Annotated in this window: 15 protein-coding genes and 1 tRNA gene; 10 read left to right on the plus strand and 6 right to left on the minus strand. The window is 70.2% G+C overall.

All coding sequences use genetic code 11. The annotated features are described in order from the left end of the window. Positions 1 to 9 precede the first annotated feature (9 nt). The 7 genes from PGN14_RS01170 to PGN14_RS01200 all read left to right on the plus strand — a co-directional run bounded on the left by PGN14_RS01170 (position 10) and on the right by PGN14_RS01200 (position 6123). Positions 10 to 2199 carry a sodium-translocating pyrophosphatase gene (locus tag PGN14_RS01170; protein WP_335297583.1) on the plus strand — a complete coding sequence of 730 codons (2190 nt, stop codon included), beginning with the start codon at positions 10 to 12 and terminating at the stop codon, positions 2197 to 2199. 252 nt (positions 2200 to 2451) lie between these two features. After that, on the plus strand, positions 2452 to 3684 hold the full coding sequence (locus tag PGN14_RS01175) for a dicarboxylate/amino acid:cation symporter (RefSeq protein ID WP_335297584.1): 1233 nt from the start codon (positions 2452 to 2454) through the stop codon (positions 3682 to 3684). Positions 3685 to 4080: 396 nt separating this feature from the next. Then, positions 4081 to 4326, plus strand: a complete 246-nt coding sequence (infA, locus tag PGN14_RS01180; RefSeq protein ID WP_022685627.1) for a translation initiation factor IF-1 — start codon at positions 4081 to 4083, stop codon at positions 4324 to 4326. A gap of 30 nt (positions 4327 to 4356) precedes the next feature. Next, positions 4357 to 4929 (plus strand): Maf family protein, encoded by a 573-nt coding sequence (locus tag PGN14_RS01185; protein WP_335297585.1) that lies wholly within the window; start codon positions 4357 to 4359, stop codon positions 4927 to 4929. Beyond that, a complete protein-coding gene (locus PGN14_RS01190; protein WP_335297586.1) occupies positions 4922 to 5848 on the plus strand; it encodes a ribonuclease in 927 nt (308 codons plus the stop codon). The genes PGN14_RS01185 and PGN14_RS01190 overlap by 8 nt, the downstream gene beginning before the upstream one ends. Continuing rightward, positions 5845 to 6018: a DNA gyrase inhibitor YacG gene (locus PGN14_RS01195; RefSeq protein WP_335297587.1), complete on the plus strand. Its 174-nt coding sequence runs from the start codon at positions 5845 to 5847 to the stop codon at positions 6016 to 6018. The genes PGN14_RS01190 and PGN14_RS01195 overlap by 4 nt, the downstream gene beginning before the upstream one ends. 29 nt (positions 6019 to 6047) lie before the next feature. Continuing rightward, positions 6048 to 6123, plus strand: a tRNA-Phe gene (locus PGN14_RS01200). 13 nt (positions 6124 to 6136) lie between these two features. On the opposite strand, the gene PGN14_RS01205 is transcribed toward PGN14_RS01200, so the two are convergent. Together PGN14_RS01205 and PGN14_RS01210 are read right to left on the minus strand one after the other, a co-directional pair. Continuing rightward, complete coding sequence (locus tag PGN14_RS01205; protein ID WP_335297588.1) at positions 6137 to 7162, minus strand: serine hydrolase domain-containing protein; 1026 nt, start codon at positions 7160 to 7162, stop codon at positions 6137 to 6139. After that, positions 7159 to 8634, minus strand: coding sequence for a permease (locus PGN14_RS01210; RefSeq protein ID WP_335297590.1), 1476 nt, complete (start codon positions 8632 to 8634; stop codon positions 7159 to 7161). Before PGN14_RS01210 ends, PGN14_RS01205 begins: the two co-directional genes overlap by 4 nt. A gap of 159 nt (positions 8635 to 8793) precedes the next feature. Here PGN14_RS01210 and PGN14_RS01215 point away from each other — a divergent pair, with 159 nt between their 5' ends. Beyond that, complete coding sequence (locus tag PGN14_RS01215; protein ID WP_335297591.1) at positions 8794 to 9660, plus strand: BadF/BadG/BcrA/BcrD ATPase family protein; 867 nt, start codon at positions 8794 to 8796, stop codon at positions 9658 to 9660. 117 nt (positions 9661 to 9777) lie between these two features. Here PGN14_RS01215 and PGN14_RS01220 read toward each other — a convergent pair whose 3' ends face one another. Genes PGN14_RS01220 through PGN14_RS01230 form a run of 3 tightly spaced genes read right to left on the minus strand, consistent with a single transcriptional unit; the run spans position 9778 to position 14707 of the window. Further along, positions 9778 to 10224, minus strand: a complete 447-nt coding sequence (locus PGN14_RS01220; RefSeq protein WP_335297593.1) for a DUF4126 family protein — start codon at positions 10222 to 10224, stop codon at positions 9778 to 9780. Positions 10225 to 10283: 59 nt separating this feature from the next. Continuing rightward, a complete protein-coding gene (locus PGN14_RS01225; RefSeq protein WP_335297594.1) occupies positions 10284 to 13499 on the minus strand; it encodes an efflux RND transporter permease subunit in 3216 nt (1071 codons plus the stop codon). Between the two features lie 14 nt (positions 13500 to 13513). After that, on the minus strand, positions 13514 to 14707 hold the full coding sequence (locus tag PGN14_RS01230; protein ID WP_335297595.1) for an efflux RND transporter periplasmic adaptor subunit: 1194 nt from the start codon (positions 14705 to 14707) through the stop codon (positions 13514 to 13516). A 152-nt stretch (positions 14708 to 14859) separates the two neighbouring features. On the opposite strand from PGN14_RS01230, the gene PGN14_RS01235 reads away from it, so the two are divergent. Both PGN14_RS01235 and PGN14_RS01240 read left to right on the plus strand, forming a co-directional pair. Continuing rightward, on the plus strand, positions 14860 to 15591 hold the full coding sequence (locus PGN14_RS01235) for an SIMPL domain-containing protein (RefSeq protein ID WP_335297597.1): 732 nt from the start codon (positions 14860 to 14862) through the stop codon (positions 15589 to 15591). Between the two features lie 90 nt (positions 15592 to 15681). Further along, positions 15682 to 16743, plus strand: coding sequence for an acyltransferase family protein (locus PGN14_RS01240; RefSeq protein WP_335297599.1), 1062 nt, complete (start codon positions 15682 to 15684; stop codon positions 16741 to 16743). A 304-nt stretch (positions 16744 to 17047) separates the two neighbouring features. On the opposite strand, the gene PGN14_RS01245 is transcribed toward PGN14_RS01240, so the two are convergent. Continuing rightward, entirely contained in the window at positions 17048 to 17305 is a 258-nt protein-coding gene (locus PGN14_RS01245) for a GlsB/YeaQ/YmgE family stress response membrane protein (RefSeq protein WP_335297601.1), read from the minus strand. Positions 17306 to 17368 lie beyond the last annotated feature (63 nt).

The raw sequence follows: 17368 nt of genomic DNA on the forward strand, positions 1-17368 counted from the left end.
ATGCAAGGCATGACGATCGTCACCCTTGCCATGGTCTGCGGCGTCATCGCCGTACTCTATGGCTTCGTTACCAGCCGACAGGTTCTCAGCGCATCGCCCGGCAACGAGCGGATGCAGGACATCGCCAGCGCGATCCAGGAAGGCGCGAAGGCGTATCTGACGCGGCAATATTCCGCGATCGCGGTGGTCGGCGTGGTGGTGGCGATCGTGCTGCTGTTCACGCTGGGCACGCTGTCGACGGTCGGCTTCGTCATCGGCGCGGTCCTGTCGGGCGTGGCCGGGTTCGTCGGCATGAACATCTCGGTGCGCGCCAACGTGCGCACCGCGGAGGCGGCGCGGTCGTCGTTGCAGGGTGGCCTCACCATGGCGTTCCGCTCCGGCGCGGTGACGGGGATGCTGGTCGCGGGGCTGGGGCTGCTCGCGATCGCGGGCTTCTTCTGGTATCTGACCGGCCCGGCGGCGCTGCTGCCCAACGATCGCCGCATCGTCGAGGCGCTGACCGCGCTGGCATTCGGCGCGTCGCTGATCTCGATCTTCGCGCGGCTGGGCGGCGGCATCTTCACCAAGGCGGCCGATGTCGGCGCCGACCTGGTCGGCAAGGTCGAGGCGGGCATTCCGGAGGACGACCCCCGCAACCCCGCGGTGATCGCGGACAATGTCGGCGACAATGTCGGCGACTGCGCGGGCATGGCCGCCGACCTGTTCGAAACCTATGTCGTGACGCTGGGCGTGACGATGGTGTCGATCGCGCTGCTGATCCAGGCCGATGCCGCGGAACTGGCACGATTGATGAGCCTGCCGCTGGCGGTGGGCGGGGTGTGCATCATCACCTCGATCATCGGCACCTATATGGTGCGGCTGGGCGGCAGTGGATCGATCATGGGCGCGCTGTACAAGGGGTTCTGGACGTCCGCGCTGCTGTCCGTCCCCGCGATCTGGTTCGCGACGCAATGGACGCTGGGCGACATGAACGCGGTGATCGGGGGCGCGGGCTTCCTCGACGGCGGGGCCGGCGCCGCGCCGCTGGCGGATGCCACCACGCGCGGCGACAGCGCGGTCGCCGGGCTGCCCGCGGCATCGGGCTTCACCGGCATGGACCTGTTCTGGTGCATGATGATCGGGCTGGCGGTGACCGGGCTGATCGTGTGGATCACCGAATATTACACCGGCACCAGCTATCGCCCGGTCAAGTCGATCGCCCGGGCGAGCGAGACCGGGCACGGCACCAACGTGATCCAGGGGCTGGCGATCAGCCTGGAGGCGACCGCGCTGCCGACGATCGTGATCGTCATCGCGGTGATCGCGGCGTACAAGTTCGCGGGGATCATCGGCATCGCCTTCGCCGCGACGTCGATGCTGGCGCTGGCCGGCATGGTCGTCGCGCTCGACGCCTATGGCCCGGTGACCGACAATGCCGGCGGCATCGCGGAGATGGCGGGGCTGGACGACGAAGTGCGGCACAAGACCGACGCGCTCGACGCGGTCGGCAACACGACCAAGGCGGTGACCAAGGGCTATGCGATCGGCTCCGCAGGCCTCGCCGCGCTGGTGCTGTTCGGCGCGTACACGACGGACCTTGAGACCTACTTCCCCGACCTGACCGTCGATTTCTCGCTGGGCAATCCCTATGTCATCGTCGGGCTGCTGCTCGGCGCGCTGCTGCCCTATCTGTTCGGCGCGTTCGGGATGACCGCGGTGGGCCGTGCGGCAGGCGCGGTGGTGGAGGAAGTGCGCGGGCAGTTCCGCGACAATCCCGGCATCATGCAGGGCACCAGCCGCCCCAATTACGGCCGCACCGTCGACCTCGTCACCCGCGCCGCGATCCGCGAGATGATCGTGCCGTCGCTGCTGCCGGTGCTGTCGCCGATCGCGCTGTACTTCATCGTCACCGTGGTCGACGGGCAGGCATCCGGGTTCGCCGCGCTGGGCGCGATGCTGCTGGGCGTGATCGTCTCCGGGCTGTTCGTCGCGCTGTCGATGACGTCGGGCGGCGGCGCGTGGGACAATGCCAAGAAATATATCGAGGACGGCAACCACGGCGGCAAGGGATCGGAGGCGCACAAGGCAGCAGTGACCGGCGATACGGTGGGCGATCCGTACAAGGACACCGCCGGGCCGGCGGTGAACCCGATGATCAAGATCACCAATATCGTCGCGCTGCTGCTGCTGGCCGCGCTGGCCACGCACGCGGGGGGGTGAGGCGGCCCGGCGCACCCTTCCGTTCGCCCTGAGGAGAGGCTGAGCCTGTCGAAGCCTCGTCTCGAAGGGGCATGCGTTGCGCTTGTGCTTCGAGACGGCACTTCGACAAGCTCAGTGCCTCCTCAGCACGAACGGAGGGGGGACGCCAGCAGCCAAGCCGCTACGCACACGGAACAACCGTCGGCGTCCATCGCTTCACCGCAGGTGACGGACGCCCATCCCCCGCCCTCCCGCTTCCCGCTGCATCTTCAGATGCTGACCGGGTTCGCGATCGGGCTGACCGGCGGGCTGATCGTCCATGCGACCGCGGGCGATGCCGGCTGGGTCGACACCCTTACCGCCTATGTCACCGGGCCGATCGGGCAGCTGTTCCTGCGGCTGCTGTTCATGCTCGTCATCCCGCTGCTGTTCGCAGCATTGGTGACCGGCGTGGCGGAGATGGGCGACATCGCCGCGCTGAAGCGGATCGGCGTGCGTACCTTGCTCTACACCGTGGCGCTCACCACCGCCTCGGTCGTGCTGGCGCTGGTGCTGGTCAACGTCCTGCGCCCCGGCGACGGGATCGACCCCGCGCAGGCGCGCCAGATGCTGGCGCAGGCGGGCGAGGGCGCCGCCGCGATCGTGCGGCAGGGGAAGGACCATGCCGGCGGGGTGCAAGGCGTGCTGGCGATCATCCCGTCCAACGCGATCCGCGCCGCGGCGGACGACGATATTCTGGCGTTGATGGTCTTCGCGCTGGCGATCGGCATCGGCACGGTGCTGGTGAAGAACGAGAAAACCGAGGCGTTCCTCCACGCGGTCGAGGGGCTGCTGGAGATCACGATGACGCTGATCGGCGTCGTCATCCGGCTGGCGCCGATCGCGGTGGCCTGTTTCATGTTCAACCTGACCGCGCAGTTCGGCGCCGACATCCTGATCCGGCTGGGCGCCTATGTGGGCACGGTGCTGGCCGCGCTGTCGATCCAGTTGCTGGTGGTCTATTCGGCCGCGGTGTGGCTGGCGGCGGGGATGTCGCCGCTCACCTTCTTCCGCGGCATCCAGCAGGCGATGGTGATGGCCTTCTCCACCGCCTCGTCCAATGCCACCTTGCCGACCTCGCTGCGCGTCGCGGAGAGCGAGCTGAAGCTGCCGCGCAAGATCGCGCGCTTCGTGCTGACGATCGGGGCGACCGCGAACCAGAACGGCACCGCGATCTTCGAAGGCGCGACGGTGCTGTTCCTGGCGCAGTTCTTCGGCGTCGAGCTGTCGCTGGCGCAGCAGGCGATGGTGCTGGGCATCTGCATCCTCGGCGGGATCGGCACCGCGGGGGTGCCGGCGGGATCGCTGCCGGTGATCGCGCTGATCCTGGGGATGGTGGGCGTGCCGCCGACCGCGATCGGCATCGTACTGGGCGTCGACCGCTTCCTGGACATGTGCCGGACGATGCTGAACGTGTCGGGCGATCTGGCGATCGCGACGATGGTCGCCGGCCGCGCCCGAGAATAGCGCAGCTATTCGAGGACCGGCGCGGCCGCCGGCCGGCGTGCGGGCGGTCCAGCCCGCACGACCGACGACGCGGCTTTGCCGCGGCGTGGTATCGGTTCACGCGAAGACGCGAAGACGCAAAGAGGATGCGCCTGTCGCTCTGCTCCGCGGCAGCAACATCTGCCATCTTCCCGTCCTCGAAGACTGGCCGCTGCGCGGTCGGAACGTCGCCGCCAAGGCAACCTCTCTGCGCCGCCGCGCCTCCGCGTGAACCCCATCCCGGCTTGCCCTAATCGCCGCCACGTCCCATATCGCGATCAAAGCCGCGCCCCGCGCGCCGGCAACTCCGGCGCTCGCCTTCCCTTTTCCCGCCGTCTCGGCTATGGGCGCGCGCATTCAACGCGAAAGAGACACCGTTTGGCGAAAGAAGAACTCCTGGAAATGCGCGGGCAGGTGGTGGAACTGCTGCCCAATGCGATGTTCCGCGTCCGGCTGGAAAACGATCACGAGATCCTGGGCCATACCGCGGGCAAGATGCGCAAGAACCGCATCCGCGTCCTCGTCGGCGACGAGGTGCTGGTGGAACTGACCCCGTATGACCTCACCAAGGGGCGGATCACCTACCGCTTCATGCCCGGTCGCGGCGGCCCCGGCCCGTCCTGATCCTGTCCCCGTCGGTAACGGCGGGTATCCATGACCGATCTCGTCCTCGCCTCCTCCTCGCCGCGGCGCCGCGACCTGCTCGCGCGGATCGGCGTCGCGCCCGCGCGCGTCCATGCGCCCGCGATCGACGAGACGCCGCACGCCGGCGAACTGCCGCGCCGCTATGCGCTGCGCCTCGCGGAGGAGAAGGCGCGCGCCGTGCCGCGCGCGGCGGGCGAGGCGGTGCTGGCGGGCGACACCACGATCGCGCTGGGGCGCCGCATCCTGGCCCCGGCGGAGAGCGAGGATGTGCAGCGCGACCTGCTGCGGCTGCTGTCCGGGCGCCGCCACCATGCGCTGTCCGCGGTGTGCGTGATCGCGCCCGACGGCATCGCGCGCACCCGGCTGGCCGATACGATCGTCGCGTTCAAGCCGCTCTCCCCCGCGGAGATCGACGCCTATGTCGCGTGCGGCGAGGGGCTGGGCAAGGCGGGCGGCTATGCGATCCAGGGGCGGGCGGAGGCGTTCGTCCGCTTCCTGGCGGGCAGCCATTCCGGCGTGATCGGCCTGCCGCTGTTCGAGACGCGCGCGCTGCTCGCCACCGCGGGCGTCGCGCTTGGCTGAATGGCTGTATGAGGATGGGGTGGGCGAGGCGCGCGCCGCGCTGGTCGCCGATGGCCGCATCCTCGCCGCGCGCGTCGAACTACCCGACACGCTGCGCGTCGGCACCGTCGCCGCGGCGCGGCTGACCGAGCGCACCGTCGCGACGCTGGCGGACGGGCGCGAGGTGATGCTGGACCGTGCGCCGGCGGGCGTGACGCTGGGCGCCGCGCTGACCGTCGAGGTGGTGCGCGAGGCGATCCCCGAACCGGGACGGGCCAAGCGCGCGCGGGCGCGGGCCACCGACCTGCCACCCGCGCCAGGCCCCGACCTGCTGGCGCGCATCGCCGCAACCCCGCATCCGATCCGTCACCTGCGCGCGCATGAGGCGGACGCGCTGGAGGAGGCGGGCTGGTCCGAGGTACTGGACGAGGCGGTGCGCGGCGAGATCGCCTTCCCCGGCGGCGTGCTGCGGATGACGCCGACACCGGCGATGACGCTGTTCGACGTGGATGGCGACACCGCCGCCGACGCGCTCGCGCTCGCTGCCGCCACGGCGACCGCGCGGGCGATCCGCCGCCACGGCATCGGCGGGTCGATCGGCATCGACTTCCCCACCGTGACCGGCAAGGCCGCGCGGCAGGCAGTCGCCGCCGCGATCGACGCCGCGCTGCCGCCGCCGTTCGAGCGGACCGCGGTCAACGGCTTCGGTTTCCTCCAGATCGTCCGCCCGCGCCCGCGCGGGTCGCTGCCCGAGCGGTTGCGCGACGATGCGGTCGGCGCCGCCGCGCGTGCCGCGCTGCGCCTGATCGAACGGACGCCGGTGTCCGCGTCCAACCGCCACCGCCTGCCCGCCGCGGTGCGGGCGCGGATCGAGGCGCATCCCGAGTGGCTCGCCGCGCTGGTGCAGCGCACCGGGCGCGCGCCTATATTCGACGCATGAAGAACACCTGCCCGATCTGCCAGGCGCCGTCCGACGCGGCGCACACCCCCTTTTGCAGCCGCGGGTGCAAGGACCGCGACCTGCTGCGCTGGCTGGGCGAGGGCTATCGCATCCCCGGCCCGCCCGCGATCGACACGGAAGGGCTGGACAGCGCCCGCGACACCGATTAGGGACCGCGCCTCATCGCCAGTGGCGGTGCGCCCAAGTAGCTCAGTTGGTAGAGCATACGACTGAAAATCGTAGTGTCGGTGGTTCGATCCCGCCCTTGGGCACCATTTCCCCCCTTTCCTAGCCTGCTGCTGCCGCATCCCATGCGCCGATCAGCGCCTCGCCCGTTTCCGGGCGCAGCGTGAAGATGCCGCTGTCGGCGTGGCGCGTCGGGTGGACGCGGTTGGTCAGCAGCGTCCATGCCACCCCGCGGTCGAAATCGACCCACAGACCCGTGCCGGTGAAGCCGGTATGGCCGATCGTGCCCGGCGAGCACGCCTGCCCGCCCGACCAGCCGGGGAAGCAAATCTCCCATCCATGCGTGCGATGCCCCTCGACGGGGGCGCGCATCGCCGCGATCGCCGCGGGGGACGCGCCGCTGCCGTCGAGCAAGGATCGCGCATGGTCGAGCACGCCGTCGACCGTCCCGAACAATCCGGCATGGCCGGTGCGCCCGCCCATCGCGAAGCCATTTTCGTCATGCACTTCGCCCTGGAGGACGCGTCCGCGCCAGGCGCAATGTTCGGTCGCGACCGCCGGCCCGGGGGGCGGCCCCCAGCTTAGCCCCTCCCCCAGCGGCTGCGCGTCCAGTCCGGCGCCGGTGAGGCGCTCGATCGCGATGCCGAGCAGGATGAAATTGATGTCGGAATAGACCGGCGGTCCATGCCGCCACTCGCGCTGGAGCACGAAGGCGCGCAGCCGCGCGGGATCGTCGCCATAGGTATAGATCGGCTCGACCGCAGGCAGGAAGGTGCGATGCACCAGGCAGTCGCGGAAGGTCAGGCGCCGCTCCGCCGCATGTGCGACGTCATATTGGCGCAGGTCGGGGATGGCGTCGGTCAGCGGGCGGTCGAGGTCGATCCGCCCCTCGTCCGCCAGCCGCAGGATGAAGGCGGTGGTGGCGATCACCTTGCTGACCGAGGCGAGGTCGAACCAGTGCGTGCGCGTCAGCGGCTCCGGCGTCGGCACGCGGCGCGCCAGCCCGGCGACGCGCACCGCGCGCGCGCCATCGGCGGTGACCACGCCCAGCGTCGCGCCGGGGATGCGCCCCGCCGCCAGATACGCCTGCGCCGGCGCGAAGGCGGCATCCGCCAAATCTTCGATCATCGGTCGTCCTTTCGCGGGGAGATGCGCGCCAGCGCGGGCAGGAACAGCACCGCAGCAAAGCTGAGCGCGCCCGACATGACGAAGAAGCCGTCATAGCCGATCGCATTGACCATCGTCCCCCCCGCCCCGGCGAGCAGCCGCGGCAGCAGGAACGCGAAACCGGTCAGGAAGGCATATTGCGCGCCGGGATAGCGCGGGTTCACCAGCAGCGAGAGATAGACGACGAAGACCGTCCCCGCGAAGCCGTTGCCGAACTGGTCGGCGGCGGTGGCGACGTACAGCAACAGTTCGTCGACGCGCTGCTGCGCCAGCCAGACGAAGGCGAAATTGCCCAGCCCGGCGACCAGCGCGCCGAGCGCCAGCAGCCATGTCATCCGCCATCGCGTCGCCAGCCAGCCGCCCAGCCCGACCCCGATCATGCTCGCCGCCAGCGCGACGACGCTGTCGGCCCGCCCGATCTGCGTCAGCGAATAGCCCAGCCCCTTGATCATCGGCTTCGACAGGTTGAGCGCCAGCACGTCGCCCATGCGATAGATCGAGACGAACGCCATCAGGATCAGCGCGGCGAAGCCATAGCGCCAGAAGAAGTCGACATACGGCCCCAGCACGGTCGAGGTGCGCAACGCCGAATCGGGCGCGGCACGGCGGATCCTGGGCAGCGCGGCGGCCATGGCGAGGAACGGCAGCATGCACAGCGCCAGCACATAAGGGGTGACGTTGCTGTTCGCGTCGATGCCCGCACGCACCGCCACGCCCAGCACCACCCAGCCGACCGCCGCGGTCGCCACCGCCGCCGCCAGCAGGATCGCCGCGCTCGCCGCCAGCCCGGTCGCCAGCGCCACGCCACGGCCGCCGCCATGCGCCGCATCGGGGCGCATCGCGGCGAGCAGGGGGAAGGGCAGGAACGCCGCCACCGCGATCAGCAGATATGCCGCGGTCCAGCCGCCCGAATCGGCGACCAGCAGCGCCCCCGAGCCCGCCGCGACCATCGCCGTGCGATAACCCCACAGATTGGCGGCGACGATCGGCCCCTGTTCGTCCTGCGTCGGGTATAATTCGATACGCCAGGCGTCCGCCGCGACCTCCAGCGTGGTGGTCCAGAAGGCGAGCAGCACCGCGAACAGCGCGGTGACCGCCAGGCTGGCGTCCGACGCGGTCAGCGCCATCGCCACCATCGCGGTGAAGATGCCGAGCGAGGCGAGCATGATCCATCCGCGCCGCCGCCCCCAGAAGCGCCCGAAGCCGGGAATGTCGTAGCGGTCGAGCAGCGGCGCCCAGACGAACTTCAGCGTCGGCAGCAACTGCACCCAGGCAAAGAAGCCGATCACCGCCAGCGCGACGCCATGCGCCTGCAACCGCAGCGTCAGCACGGTGGAGAACATGTAGAAGGGCAGCCCGGCGGCGAACCCCAGCAGGCCGTACAGCGCCATGCCGCGCCGGTCGGTGCGGGCGGGAAGAGGGGCGTCGGTCATGCAGGCTCCGGCAACGGCGTGAGGGGGCGACCGTCCGCGCTGGCGCGGGTCGCGTCAATCCCGCGGCGATGGCGCGGGGTTATGGTCTGGCCTCCGCCCGTCATGGGCGCGGGCTTTCGGGGTTGCGCACGGGCGCCGGATGGCGACAGGAGCATCGGCATGGCGGCAGACTATTTCCTGGGCGTGGATGCGGGCGGCAGCCATTGCCGCGCGCGACTGACCGATGGCGACGGGCGCGTGCTGGGCGAGGGGCTGACCGGCCCCGCCAATGCGCGCATCGGGGTGGAGCGGCTGCGCGCGGTGCTGGACGAGGCGATCGGACAGGCGGTGGCGCAGGCCGGGCTGGACGCCGCCGCGGTCGCCACGATCCGCGCCGGCATGGGGATCGCGGGCATCTCGCGCCCCGGTGCGCTCGATGCGCTGCGCGCGCTCGACTTTCCCTTCGCCGCGACCCATTTCGGCACCGATGCCGCGATCGCCAATCTGGGCGCGCATCGCGGGCGCGACGGCGCGATCCTGATCCTGGGCACCGGCAGCATCGCGCAGGTGCGCGTCGGCGGGGTGGATTTCGCGATCGGCGGCTATGGCTTTCCCATTTCGGACGAGGGCAGCGGCGCGGCGCTGGGGCTGTCGGCGGTGCGCCACGCGTTGCGCGCGCTCGACGGCCGCAGCGAGCGTACCGCGCTGAGCCTCGCGGTCGCCGATCGCTTCGGCCATGCCATTCCGCAGGCGATCGCGTGGATGGATCGCGCCACCCCGCGCGACTATGCCGCGCTCGCCCCGCTGGTGATGGACCATGCCGAGGCGGGCGACGCGATCGCGCGCTCGATCGTCGAGGATGCCGCGGGGCATGTCGAGCGCTTCATCGAGACGATCTTCGAACGCGGCGCGCCGGCGTGCGCGCTGATGGGCGGGCTGTCGGCGCGGCTCCAGCCATGGCTGCGCGCGCGGACGGTGGCGCGGCTGACCGCGCCGGCGGGCGATGCGCTGGACGGAGCGCTGCTGCTGGCGGGCCTTAAGCGCTAATTCCGGCGATCGTCGCCCTCACCCTTCCCACCCGGCTGCGCCGGGCGGGCCCCTTCCCTCTCCCGGTGGGAGAGGGAGGGAGCGCCGAAGGCGCGGAAGGGTGAGGGCGACCGCACGCTACACCCGCGCCGCGAGCGCCGCGCCGCCCAGCGCGATGGCATCCTCGATCGCGCCGGTCGCGGTCTGGCCGTAGCGGCGCAGCGCGGCCATGCGCAGGTGGAAGGTGGCATAGGACGCCGCGACCGCCGCGGCGGCGCCCAGCGCCGCGCCCAGCGCCCGCCGGTCGCGCGGGGCGGCGGTGGCACCGGCCAGCGCGCCGGTCGCGGTGCGCGCAATCATCCCGGCGGTGACGATCCGGTCGGGCGCGGTCTTCATCTTGTCGCCCGCCATCTCGCCCACCGCCAGCGCCAGCGCGCCGGCGGACACCAAGGGATGCGCCATGACGCGCGGCAGCGTGCCGCCACCCGTCCCCAGTTCGTGGGTGCGCGCGGCATTGGCGACCACCGCGAACGGCGTCATCGCGCGCATCCCCGCCACCGCGCCCAGCACGATCGATCGCAACATCCCGGCTTCCTCGTCCATCACAGGTCGAGGCAGAACCGGCGACGGACGGATCGGCTCCGTCACTCCGCCGGGGTCGTCCCCTCGTCGCGGAAGCCGATGCGCCCGTGCGGCGCGGGGATCGCGCCGGCGGGGGCATCATGGTCGATCACCCGCGCGCCGTCGTCGCCGGGACGATAGGTCAGCAGGCGGCGGCCCAGCCACGGCCCGACGCGCCGCTCGATCCCGATCGCGAGCGAGAAGCCGGCGGGCACGATCAGCAGCGTCAGCAGCGTCGACAGCGTCAGCCCGCCGATCACGGTGATCCCCATCGGCGCGCGCCACGCGCCGTCGCCCGACAGCGACAGCGCGGTCGGCACCATGCCCGCGACCATCGCCACCGTGGTCATCACGATCGGCTGCGCGCGCTTGTGCCCGGCATCGACGATCGCGGCGCGCGGCGCGACCCCCGCCGCCATCTCCTCCAGCGCGAAGTCGATCAGCAGGATCGAATTCTTGGCGACGATGCCCAGCAGCATCAGCAGCCCGATGAACACCGGCATCGACAGGGGCTGCCCCGCCACCATCAGCGCCAGCAGCCCGCCCAGCGGGGCGAGCAGCAGCGACCCCATGTTGACCAGCGGCGGCAGCAGCCGTCGGTACAGCAGCACCAGCACCGAGAAGACGAGGAACACGCCCGCGATCACCGCGAAGACGAAGTTGATCAGCATCTCCATCTGCCACTTGGCCTGTCCGACGGTGAGCTGCTGCACCCCGATCGGCAGGTTCTTCATCTGCGGCAGCTGGTTGACCTTCTTCATCGCGTCGCTGGTCACCACACCGGGCGCGAGATCCGCACCGATCGTCAGCTGACGCTGCTGGTTGATGCGCTGGATCTTCGTCGGGCCGGAGCCGAAGCCGATCTCCGCCACCAGGTTGAGCGGCACCGAGCCGCCGCTCTGCGTCGCCACGGGAAGGTTCTGGATCGTGTCGAGCCGCGAGCGCGCGCTTTCCGCCAGCGCGACGCGGATCGGCACCTGACGGTCGCTGAGCGAGAAGCGCGCGCTGTTCTGGTCCAGGTCGCCCAGCGTCGCGATGCGGATCGCGTTGGACAGCGCCGCGGTCGTCACGCCCAGCTGCGCGGCCAGTTCCAGCCGCGGCTTGATGAGGATCTCCGGCCGGTTGAGGTCGCCCGCGATGCGCGGGGCGAGCAGCCCGGGGACGGTCGCCATCTCCGCCACCACCGCGTCCGCGGTCTTGCGCAGCAGCACCGGATCGTCGCCGCCCAGCGTGATCGACACGTCGCGATTGTTGTCGCCGAAGCCGAACTGCGACTGGAAGTTGACGCGCGCGTCGGGGATTTTCGCCAGTTCCGGCGCCAGCCGCCGCTCGAACTGGGTCGAGGTGGCGTCGCGCTTCTCCTTCAGCACCGCGACGACGCGCCCGCTGCCCACCATGGTGCGGGTGTAGAGCGTCTCCACCTCCGGCTGGTTGCGCAGCAGCGCATAGACGCGGTCGACCGCGCCCTGCGTCGTCGCCAGCGTGGCCCCCGGCGGCATCGTGATCGTCACCGCGCTGCGCGGCTGGTCGACCGATGGCTGGAAGGTCAGCGGGATCTGCGTGAACAGGAACAGGGTCAGCAGGAACGCCAGCCCGCCGATCCCGACCGTCCACAGGCGATGGTCGCGCCAATAGCCGGTGACGCGGCGCACCCCTCCCTTCGCGCGGACCGACGACGCCTTGCCCTGGTCCAGCGTCCAGACCAGCACGCGCTCGTACAGGGTCAGCAGCCGCCCGCCGCCATGCTCCGCAACGCCGCCGGCCTTGAGGAAATAGGCCGCGATCATCGGGGTGATGAGCCGCGCCACCGCCAGGCTCATCAGCACCGCGACGACGACGGTGAGCCCGAAATTCTTGAAGAACTGCCCCGAGACGCCGGGCATCAGCCCGACCGGCAGGAACACCGCGACGATCGCCATCGTGGTGGCCAGCACCGCCAGCCCGATCTCGTCCGCGGCATCGATCGACGCCTGGAACGCGCTCTTCCCCATGCGCATGTGGCGGACGATATTCTCGATCTCCACGATCGCGTCGTCGACCAGCACGCCCGCCACCAGGCTGAGCGCCAGCAGCGTCATCTCGTTCAGCGTGAACCCCATCAGGTCCATGAACCAGAAGGCGGGGATCGCCGACAGCGGGATGGCGAGCGCGGAGATCATCGTCGCGCGCCAGTCGCGCAGGAACAGGAAGACGACGACGACCGCCAGGATCGCGCCCTCGATCATCGCGTGGAGCGCGGACTTGTACTGTTCCAGCGCGTATTTGGACCCGTCGATGCGCACCTTGAAGTGGACGCGCGGGTTGCGCTTCTCCAGCGCCTCCAGCTTCGCCTTGGCCTCGCGGAAGACGGTGACGTCCGACGCCCCCTTGGCGCGCTTGAAGTCGAAGCTGAGCGCGGCATGGCCGTCCACCGCGGCGCTGCTGCGCTGTTCGGCATAGAGGTCGCGCACGATCGCCACGTCCGACAGCCGGATCGTGCGCCCGCCGCCGACCGCGATCTGCAACTGGCTGAGCGTATAGGCGGTATCGGCATTGCCCAGCACGCGCACCGACTGTTCCGCGCCCGCGATCTCCGCGCGCCCGCCCGCCGCGTTCAGGTTCACCTGCATCAGCTGCTGGTTGATCTGGCTGGCGGTCAGGCCATAGGCGGCGAGCTTCGCGGGATCGAGGATCACGCGGATCTCGCGACTGACGCCGCCGTTACGCTCGACCGAGCCCATGCCGGGCACCGACAGCAGCTCCTTGGCCACCGTATTGTCGATGTACCAGCTCAGCTGCTCCAGCGTCATGTCGGTGCCGATCGCGGTGAAGCTGCCGAGATCGTTGTCGTTGATCTTCACCCGCTGGACCTGCGGCTCCAGGATCCCCTCGGGCAGGTTGGCGCGGATCTGCGTCACCGCGTCGCGCGCTTCGTTGACCGCGCGGTCGACCGGGGTGCCGATCGCCAGCTGGACGAAGGTGGTAGAATTGCCCTCGGACACGAACGACTGGATCTCGTCCACGCCCTCCAGCGTGCGCACCGCGGCCTCGACACGCTGCGTCACCTGCGTCTCCAGCTCGCTGGGCGCGGCGCCGGGCTGGGTGATGGAGATCGTCACCGCCGGAAAGTCGATGTCCGGCTCCTGGTTGATGTCCATGCGGATGAAGCTGACGATCCCCGCGACCGTCAGCATCATGAACAGCACGATCGAGGGAACCGGGTTCCGGATCGACCAGGCGGAGATGTTGCGGAAGTCCATGGGGTTCGCGCTCCTCAGCCGCGCTTCTGCTGGACGACCGGCTTCACCAGCTGGCCGGGATTCAGGAAGGCGCCCGCCGCCAGCACGACGCGCTCGTCACCGACGAGCCCGCTGGCGACCGCCACCTTGTCCGCGCTCACCGTGCCCAGCGTCACGTCGCGGCGCTGCGCCCGGTTCTGCGCATCGACGATATAGACGTAATTGCCGCGCGTGTCGCTCAGCAGTGCCGATTGCGGCAGCTCCGGCTGGGTCGCGCCGCCCGCCACGATCGTCGCGGAGGCGAAGCCGCCGGGGCGCAGCGCGGGATCGTAGGACAGCTGGATGCGCGCGATGCCCTGACGCGACTGCGGGTCGATCACCGGCGCCACCTGCCACACGCGGCCGGCGAAGCTGCGCTGCTCGCCGACCGGCGTCACCTGCGCGCCGGAGCCGACATGGATCGCCTGCAGGTCGGTTTCGGACAGCTGCGCGCGCATCTCCATCTGGCCGTCGCGCGCCATGCGGAACAGCACGCCGCTGGCCGAGCTGACGATCTGCCCCGGTTCCACGCCGCGCGTCAGGATCAGCCCGGCGGCGGGCGCGCGGATGTCGAGCCGGGCGTTGCGCGCGCGCTGTTCGGACAGCGTCGCCTGCGCCACGCGCAGCCGCGCCTGCGCCGCGTCGCGCGTCGCGATGCGCCGCTGGACGTCGGCCTTGGAGATGAAGCCGCGATCGACCAGCTGTTCGGCGCGCTCCAGCTCGGCCTGCGCCAGCGTCAGGTCGGACCGCGCGACGCCGATCTGCGACGCCAGGCTGGCGGCGGTCTGCGCCTGGACCGAGCGGTCGATCGTGGCGAGCACCTGTCCGGCGCGGACCCACTGGCCCGGCTCCACCAGCACCTGCGCGACCATCCCGCCCTCGCCCGCGACGCCGACCGGCATCTCGCGCTTGGCGGCGAGCGATCCGGTCGCCGCGACGGTGCGCGCGACCGATTGCGCGCCGGGCACGATGACGGTGACGCTGGGCGCCTGATCCGCCGCCGTGGCGGGCGGCGCGCCCTTGTCGCCGCGGGTGGCGAACCATGCCGCCGCCGCGATGGCGAGCACCGCGACGCCCAGCAGGATCAGCCAGCGCCGCCGCCGCCGCGCGGCCGTCGCCTGCGACGAATCGTCGATCGCCAGCTGTTCGCCCAGTTGCTCCCCGCGCAGATTCCCGCTCACGTATGTCATCGGTCCCCTTTCCGAACGGCGTGTATTACGCTTGTAGGTCACCGGAGACAAGATGTGGCGAAACGGTCGCATCCGCCTGCGATCGTGCGCGTTCATGCTGCATTCCGGTGCCGTTGCGCAGACGGAACGGGCCAATCTTTCGGGAGGATATGATGCGTTTGATGACGGCGATGATGATGCTGGCGGCCACCGCGCTGCCGATGGCGGCGACGGCGCAGGTGCCGGTGCCGAGCGCCATGGTGGTGCCCGACGGCACCGTTCTCGACGTCACCGCGACCGGCCGCACCGTGCGCACCCCCGACGTCGCCACGATCCGCGCCGGCGTGGTGACCCAGAATGCGGCCGCGGCGGCGGCGCTGGCGGAGAATGCGCAGCGGATGGCGGCGGTGGTGAAGGCGCTGAAGGCCGCGGGCATCGCCGATCGCGACATCGCCACCAGCAACGTCGGCCTGTCGCCGCAATATCGCTATGCCGACAACCAGCCGCCGGTCATCACCGGCTATCAGGCGAGCAATACGGTGTCGGTCACCTTCCGCGACGTGAAGAAGGCGGGGCCGGTGCTGGACGCGCTGGTGCGGTCGGGCGCGAACCAGGTCGACGGGCCGGCGATGTCGCTGGCCGACCCCGACGCCGCGCTGGACGAGGCACGCACCGATGCGGTGGCGCGCGCGCGGGCACGCGCCACCCTCTACGCGCGCGCCGCGGGGATGAACGTGTCGCGGATCGTGTCGATCGAGGAAGCGGGCGAGAACGACGGCGGTCGTCCGCAGCCGCCGGTGATGATGCGGGTCAGCGCGATGGCGCAGCGCGACGCCTCGACCGTGGTGATGGCAGGCGAGACCGACGTGACCGCGACGGTGCGGGTGCGGTTCCTGCTCAAATAGGCATCTCCTTCTGAAATACGCACTTGCGCCACGAAGATAGCGCTTTTTCGCGGCCCCCCGCCGGGTTAGTCACACTGGGCGGGGGGCGCTATGAATAAGACGACATCGGTCTATCTGGATGCGTGGCGGATCATCGCCGCGTGCGTCGTGCTTCTGGCGCATGTCAACGACTGGGGCGGGCAGGCAATTCCTTTTTTCACCCCCGCCGTCGCGTCGCAGGGCGTGCTGATATTCTTCGTCCTGTCGGGTTTCGTCATCAGCTATGTGGTGACTCGCCGCGAAGGTGACTGGCGCAGCTACGCGGTCGCGCGTGCGGCACGGATTTATTCGGTCGCGCTCCCGGCGATCGCCCTCACCTTCCTGATCGATGCCGTGGCGCCGCCGCTGCCGCACTGGATCGTCGACGATACCGCCGTGACTGCCGCGCCGCTGCAGGCGCTGGCCGGGCTGACCTTCCTCAACGAACTCTGGTCGCACCATATTCAGCTCGGCTCCAACTCGCCGTACTGGTCGATGGGCTATGAGGTGCCGTTCTACATCTGCTTCGGGCTCGCGCTGTTCCTTCAGCGCGGGCGCAAGTGGCTGGTGCTGCTGGCGATCGCCATCTACGGCCCGCGCATCGCGATCATGGGGACGATCTGGCTGATGGGGGCGGCCACGCAGCTGGTCTGCCGCCGGCGGCTGGTGGGCCGCGGCGCGGGGATCGTGCTGTTCGTCGCGTCGATGGCGGTGATCATGACGGTCAATGCGCTGGTTTGGTTCGGGATGATGTCGTGGACCGACAGTCCGATTTTCTGGCACCGGCTGCGGGACCTGCCCGCCGATTTCCTGATCGCGACCGCCTTTGCCGCCGGTATCGTCGGCATCGATGCCGCATGCCGCGGGATGACACCGCCGGCAGGGCTGGCGCGAGCGATCCAATGGTGGGCAGGCTGCACCTTCACCTTGTACCTGTTCCACGTCCCGCTGTCACAGGCGCTGGTCGGGCTATCGCCGGCGCTGCTGCGCGGCAGCGGAGGAGTGGTGACACTCCTGGTGGCGATCGTTCTGGTCACGCTGGCGATCGCCGAGCTTACCGAGCGGCGCAAGGTGTGGTGGCACGCGCTGTTCGCGCGGCTGCTGCGGCCCCGGTCGGAACGCGCCGCGGCGTAAGGCAAGAGTGATCGACGTAACCCCCAAAATGATGCGCAATGACGCCGTTTCTACAACAACGACGAGGAAGCGGGAGAAAGGCAGGTTGATCCGTCATGGCGAGCGGAGCAAAGCAATCAAGGTCGGACCAGACGCCCTGGATTGCTTTGCTCCGCTCGCCATGACGACCTTGGTTCGACCTGATTCACGGTGATCGTCACTCCGGACTTGATCCGGGATCGAGCAGCGCCCGACCGCTACCGCGAACGGAAACGGCCACCCGGTTGCCCGGGCGGCCGCCTCATCCTTCGCGTCGAAGGAACCGTTAGCGCACGCTGCCGCGGCGCACCAGGTTGACGATCGCGAGCAGGATCACCGCACCCAGCAGCGACACCAGGAACGAATACACCGTCAGCGGCGCATTGTTGATCGACCCGCCGCTGAACAGCAGCCCGCCGAGAAAGGCGCCGATGACGCCGACGACGATGTTCAGGAAGATACCCTGTTGCGCATCGGTGCGCATGATGATGCTGGCCAGCCAGCCGATGACACCGCCAACGATCAGCCAGATGATGAGACCCATTGCATTTCTCCCCTGCGACGCGCCCGGACAGTGAAGCGCTGTGACAGGAAAGACTCACGACAC

This window comes from Sphingomonas adhaesiva, assembly GCF_036946305.1.
Taxonomy (GTDB): domain Bacteria; phylum Pseudomonadota; class Alphaproteobacteria; order Sphingomonadales; family Sphingomonadaceae; genus Sphingomonas; species Sphingomonas adhaesiva_B.

Excerpts from the sequence above, each read along its gene's own strand:
- PGN14_RS01170 (WP_335297583.1), top strand. The coding sequence starts at position 10 with ATGACGATCGTCACCCTTGCCATGGTCTGCGGCGTCATCGCCGTACTC.
- PGN14_RS01175 (WP_335297584.1), top strand. The coding sequence starts at position 2,452 with ATGCTGACCGGGTTCGCGATCGGGCTGACCGGCGGGCTGATCGTCCAT.
- PGN14_RS01185 (WP_335297585.1), top strand. The coding sequence starts at position 4,357 with ATGACCGATCTCGTCCTCGCCTCCTCCTCGCCGCGGCGCCGCGACCTG.
- PGN14_RS01195 (WP_335297587.1), top strand. The coding sequence starts at position 5,845 with ATGAAGAACACCTGCCCGATCTGCCAGGCGCCGTCCGACGCGGCGCAC.
- PGN14_RS01205 (WP_335297588.1), bottom strand. The coding sequence starts at position 7,162 with ATGATCGAAGATTTGGCGGATGCCGCCTTCGCGCCGGCGCAGGCGTAT.
- PGN14_RS01210 (WP_335297590.1), bottom strand. The coding sequence starts at position 8,634 with ATGACCGACGCCCCTCTTCCCGCCCGCACCGACCGGCGCGGCATGGCG.
- PGN14_RS01215 (WP_335297591.1), top strand. The coding sequence starts at position 8,794 with ATGGCGGCAGACTATTTCCTGGGCGTGGATGCGGGCGGCAGCCATTGC.
- PGN14_RS01220 (WP_335297593.1), bottom strand. The coding sequence starts at position 10,224 with ATGTTGCGATCGATCGTGCTGGGCGCGGTGGCGGGGATGCGCGCGATG.
- PGN14_RS01225 (WP_335297594.1), bottom strand. The coding sequence starts at position 13,499 with ATGGACTTCCGCAACATCTCCGCCTGGTCGATCCGGAACCCGGTTCCC.
- PGN14_RS01230 (WP_335297595.1), bottom strand. The coding sequence starts at position 14,707 with ATGACATACGTGAGCGGGAATCTGCGCGGGGAGCAACTGGGCGAACAG.
- PGN14_RS01235 (WP_335297597.1), top strand. The coding sequence starts at position 14,860 with ATGCGTTTGATGACGGCGATGATGATGCTGGCGGCCACCGCGCTGCCG.
- PGN14_RS01240 (WP_335297599.1), top strand. The coding sequence starts at position 15,682 with ATGAATAAGACGACATCGGTCTATCTGGATGCGTGGCGGATCATCGCC.
- PGN14_RS01245 (WP_335297601.1), bottom strand. The coding sequence starts at position 17,305 with ATGGGTCTCATCATCTGGCTGATCGTTGGCGGTGTCATCGGCTGGCTG.